The organism is bacterium, from assembly GCA_027622355.1.
In the GTDB taxonomy this organism is placed as follows: domain Bacteria; phylum UBA8248; class UBA8248; order UBA8248; family UBA8248; genus JAQBZT01.
The window spans coordinates 1-4,762 of the sequence record JAQBZT010000227.1; the positions used below are offsets into that span (position 1 = coordinate 1).

Consider the following 4,762-nt stretch of genomic DNA (forward strand, 5'->3'; position numbering starts at 1 on the left):
CAGATTATGGCTAGAATGCGGCTACGACATAAAATCGGGGGGAAATCAGGCGGTTTTTAGAGGTCCCCATATTTTAATTCCAAGGCGGATCGCCTTTTCGTTACCACGGCGAAGCCCGGGCATTTGCACGTTTTCGATTCCTCGAATCCAAAACGGCTCAAATTGATGAGATCCTTTCCAACCGCCGGGGGTGCGCACCATGTGGCGTTCACCCAGGATGAAAAATACGCATTTGTTCAGAATGCCTTGTTGAATCTGCCCGGGATGAGCGATGGCTCGGTGACGGTGGTTGACCTCAAGAAAGAAAAGGTCGTCCGCAGCATGGATACCTTGAAGAAGATGGGACTAAATCCGAATTGCATCGTCTTGTTGCCGAAATGGAATCACCTGGCCGGGCATTAGGCATCCCGCAAAAGAACAGTCTTTGGCGGATCGAGCTTAAATTTCTGCAACTTTCCTGTATTTTCCCTGCGAAATGGGGCATCCCCGGAGAGAGGTTTGCGGCCCGGGGGCGCCCCGTTGACAGTGCGGGGGCGGGCTCCCTATCGTGTGTGTAAGGAAGTGATTGAAAAGAGGCGAAATACAACGAGGAGAGCACGAAATTGGCGGGAAGCATGACAGGCTACGGCGCGGGAGAGGCCGCGCTCGGGGATTCCACGCTCGTCGTCGAGACGCGCTCGGTCAACCACCGCTATCTCGAAACCTCCATCCGGGGCCCCCGGTGGTCGCTCTCCCTCGAGGGCGCTGTCCGCGAGGAGGTGAAGAAGCGCTTCGACCGCGGGCGGTTCGACGTGTTTATCCATTTCGAGGTTCCCGAGAACGGCGCCGCTTTGATCAACATGGATGCGGCCCGTGAATTCGTGGGTTCCCTGCGGGCGGTGGGAAAGGAGTTGAGGCTCTCGGGCGATGTGAGCCTCGAGGTGCTGGCCCAGTTCCGCGATTCCCTGAAATCCGTGGAGCCGGCCATCTCTCCCGAGGAAGCCAAGCCGGTCCTGCTCGATGCGCTCGGGCGCGCGCTCGAGAGCCTGAAGGAGATGCGGGTGCGCGAGGGCGGGGCCCTGCAGCGCGATATCGTCTCGCATCTCGGCCAGGTGGAAATTTTTACGAGGGAGATACGCGCCTCGCTGCCCGAGATCCGGGCGGCGCTGACCGGGCGGGCCAGAGAGCGGATCCTCCAGTTCGCCGAAGGGCTCCAGATGGAGGAGGGCCGCCTCGAGCAGGAACTCGTCTACGCGGCCGAAAAAGGAGACATCAGCGAAGAACTCAGCCGGCTCGAGAGCCACATCTCGCAGTTTCGCGGCCTTCTCGAAGCCGAAGGGCCCATCGGGCGGAAGCTCGATTTTCTTCTCCAGGAGATGAACCGGGAGGCCAACACGGTGGCTTCCAAGTCCGTGGATCTGTCCATCACCCAGCGCGCGGTGGAGTTGAAGAGCGCGATGGAGAAGATCCGCGAGCAGGTTCAGAACATCGAGTGATGACGAGAAAAGGACATCTTTTTGTTATCTCTGCGCCCTCGGGGACGGGAAAGTCCACCCTCATCAACCGGGCGGTGGATGAGATCTCCGATATGTGGCACTCGGTGAGCGCCACGACGCGCGCGCCCCGGAATTACGAGAAAGAAGGTGTCCATTATTTTTTCATGGGCCGGGCGGATTTCCAGAAGAAAATCGAGGAGGGGCATTTTCTCGAATGGGCCCGGGTGCATGACGAGTATTACGGTACCCCGGTCCAGGAGGTGGACCGCCGCCTCGAGGCCGGGGTGGATGTGATCATGGATTTGGATGTGCAGGGCGCCCTCCAACTCAAGGAGCGGCGGCCCGGCGCCCGGCTGATATTCATCATGCCGCCCTCGATCGAATCGCTGCGGGAGCGGCTCAAGGGGCGGAACACCGAATCCGAGGAAAAGATAAGCGCCCGGATCGCGGAAGCAAAAAGAGAAATCACGCAGCGCGATCACTACGATCATGTCATCGTGAACAATGTGCTGGAGGATGCCTACCGGGAGCTGGCGGGCGTGATTCTCGGAATCCGGGAAGAGGCGGAGGAGCCTCGGTCATGACAAAAGCGCTTGGCGGTTTGCGGGGGAAATTCGTCGTCCTCGGCGTCTCGGGCGGCATCGCCGCCTACAAGGGCATCGAGCTCGCGCGCCTTCTCCAGGCGGCGGGCGCTGAGGTGCAGGTGGTGCTGACCGAGGGCGCGCTGGAGTTCGTCCAGCCGCTGCCTTTTCAGGTGCTCACGGGCCGGGTCCCGATCTCGAAGATGTTCCCCATCGAAGGGGGCGCGCACGCGGGGGACATGCCCCATATCTCTCTGACCGCCAAGGCGGCGCTCGTCGTCATCGCCCCCGCCGCGGCGAACATCATCGGAAAATTCGCCCAGGGGCTGGGTGATGATTTTCTCTCGACCCTTCTCCTTTCGGCGAGAGGGCCCGTCCTCGTGGCCCCGGCCATGAACACCAGGATGTGGGAGAACGAGGCGGTCCGCGCGAATGTGGCCACCCTCCGGACTCGCGGCCACATCGTGATGGAGCCGGGTTCGGGGCGCCTGGCACGCGCCGAGGAGGGCGAGGGGCCGGGCCGGATGCCTGAGCCGGCGGAGATTCTCGAGGATGTCCTCCGCCTCATCGGCACGCCGCAGGATCTGGCGGGCCTTCATCTTCTGGTCACGGCGGGCCCCACGCGGGAGAGATGGGACGCCGTGCGGTTCTTGTCGAACCGCTCCACTGGCAAGATGGGCTACGCCGTGGCGGCCGCGGCGGCCGCGCGCGGCGCCCGGGTGACGCTGGTGAGCGGCCCGGCCGCCCTGCCCGATCCCGAGGGGGTGGAGACCGTGCGCGTCGAATCGTGCGAGGAGATGCGCGCCGCCGTCCTGAAGGCGTGGCCCGGAGTTCAGGCCGCCGTCATGGCCGCCGCCGTCGCCGATTACCGCCCGGCCGACCCCCGGAACGGGAAACAGAAAAAAGGAGAAGGCGGACTCACCCTTGAACTCGAACGCACTCCGGACATCCTCGCCGAATTGGGTGAAGACAAGAGAGGGCGCATCCTCATCGGGTTTGCGGCGGAGACGGGAGAGCTCAGGGAAAACGCGCGCGCCAAGCTCAAGCGCAAGAAGCTCAATCTGATCGTGGCCAACGCCGTCGCGGGGGCCGACGATGCCATGGGGGCGGACGAGAGCCGGGCGATCTTGATCGGGCCCGAAGGCGAGGAGGAACTTCCCCGCATGGCCAAGGGCGAGCTCGCCCACCGGCTCCTGGATCGCCTCGCCGTTTTGTGGCAAGAAAAGGGTGACACCTCCAAAACATCTGCCTGATGAGCCGAAAATGTCCGAGCGGGAAGAGATCGCCCAAGGACTGCTGGGCCGCCTGAGGAGCCTGCGCGCGGCGGGCGTGCGCTACGTCCCCCTCGGCGCGGCGCCAGAGGTATCGCCTCCTCTGGCCGCGGTCCGCAAAGCGCCCGCTCCGGCGTATCCGAAAGAAAGCCCGCCGGCCGTCCCGGCGCCACCGGCAGTCCCGGCGCCACCGGCAGAAAAGCCTCAGCCCACCCTTATCGCAGAGCCCGAGGAGAGCTACGGCATGGCGCCATCCACAAGAAAAAACGCCATCGAGACGCCCGCGCTTCCCTTCGACCCGGCGGGGGAGATGGCCCTCCCGGTACTCGAGCAGGCGGTCGCGGGGTGTCTCCGCTGCAAGCTGGGCCCGGGGCGGAAGAATCTCGTCTTCGGGGTAGGCAACCCCGCCGCCGATCTGGTGTTCGTGGGCGAGGCGCCGGGCGCGAACGAGGACGCCGAGGGTATCCCCTTTGTCGGCCGGGCGGGGCAGATGCTCACGAAGATGATCGAAAACGTGATCGAGATCCGCCGCCAGGATGTCTACATCTGCAACATCCTCAAGTGCCGCCCCCCCGGGAATCGAAACCCCGAGCCGGATGAGATCGCCTGCTGCGAGCCCTACCTCCACAAGCAGCTCGAGATCATCCAGCCCAAGCTCATCTGTGCTCTCGGCAAGTTCGCCGCCCAGTCGCTCCTCCAGACCACGGTGCCCATCGGGAAGCTGCGGGGGAAGTTCGGCCGCTACCGCGGGGTGCCCACCCTCGCCACCTACCATCCGGCCTACCTCCTCCGGAGCCCCGGGCAGAAGCGCGTCGTGATGGAGGATCTCCTCCAGATCAAGGCGGTCCTATCCGGGGCGCTTGTGCCCGAGATCGAGATTTACGGCTGAGCCCCCGAGAAATTCTCCCAAGCCATTGAAATAGATGAATTTAAAAAATAACACCCCCCAGGTTCCGCCGGACCTATATTTTGGATACGTTGGTCTTCCCCAGGGGAGGGCGGGACGATGAGAGACCCGAAGGCGTGCCCCTACCGGCACAGATCGGAAACACATGGCTTGCTGTGCTTCGATCCGGGACTGGGGGAGTATGTGAAGCTTTCCGCGGAAACCATCCGCACCTGGTGCCGGACGGATTTCCGGAAGTGCCCGGCCTATCTCGGAAACCGGAATCCGGTTCCGGGAATGAGCAAGTATTTCGAGATCCTTCGGATGCAGTACATGCTCTGACCCCGCGCGACTCCCCTGTGCAGCGGCCCCCTCGCGACTCACCGCGGGGGGGTATTTTTGTGGGGCACCCGTTTTTCTCCTGGCGACCGGAAAGGCCGCCTCTGTTACACTCTCTTCACGTTGAATTTTCGAGGAGATGAAATGGAATCACGCCTCTATTTCGCCTACGGCTCGAACATGGACCCCGCCCAGATGGAACTGCGGTGC

The 4,762-nt window shown here is 63.1% G+C and carries 6 protein-coding genes; all 6 read left to right on the top strand.

Features of this window, described 5'->3' with window-relative positions; translation table 11 throughout:
• Positions 1 to 201: 201 nt before the first annotated feature.
• The 6 genes from O2807_12030 to O2807_12055 all read left to right on the top strand — a co-directional run bounded on the left by O2807_12030 (position 202) and on the right by O2807_12055 (position 4,555).
• Entirely contained in the window at positions 202 to 402 is a 201-nt protein-coding gene (locus O2807_12030; GenBank protein MDA1001226.1) for a hypothetical protein, read from the top strand.
• A 200-nt stretch (positions 403 to 602) separates the two neighbouring features.
• Entirely contained in the window at positions 603 to 1,475 is an 873-nt protein-coding gene (locus O2807_12035; protein MDA1001227.1) for a YicC family protein, read from the top strand.
• Entirely contained in the window at positions 1,475 to 2,059 is a 585-nt protein-coding gene (gene gmk, locus O2807_12040) for a guanylate kinase (GenBank protein MDA1001228.1), read from the top strand. The genes O2807_12035 and gmk overlap by 1 nt, the downstream gene beginning before the upstream one ends.
• Positions 2,056 to 3,309, top strand: coding sequence for a bifunctional phosphopantothenoylcysteine decarboxylase/phosphopantothenate--cysteine ligase CoaBC (coaBC, locus tag O2807_12045; protein ID MDA1001229.1), 1,254 nt, complete (start codon positions 2,056 to 2,058; stop codon positions 3,307 to 3,309). Before gmk ends, coaBC begins: the two co-directional genes overlap by 4 nt.
• Before the next feature lie 10 nt (positions 3,310 to 3,319).
• Positions 3,320 to 4,216 carry a uracil-DNA glycosylase gene (locus O2807_12050; protein ID MDA1001230.1) on the top strand — a complete coding sequence of 299 codons (897 nt, stop codon included), beginning with the start codon at positions 3,320 to 3,322 and terminating at the stop codon, positions 4,214 to 4,216.
• 117 nt (positions 4,217 to 4,333) lie between these two features.
• Entirely contained in the window at positions 4,334 to 4,555 is a 222-nt protein-coding gene (locus O2807_12055) for a hypothetical protein (GenBank protein ID MDA1001231.1), read from the top strand.
• The last annotated feature ends 207 nt before the right edge of the window (positions 4,556 to 4,762 follow it).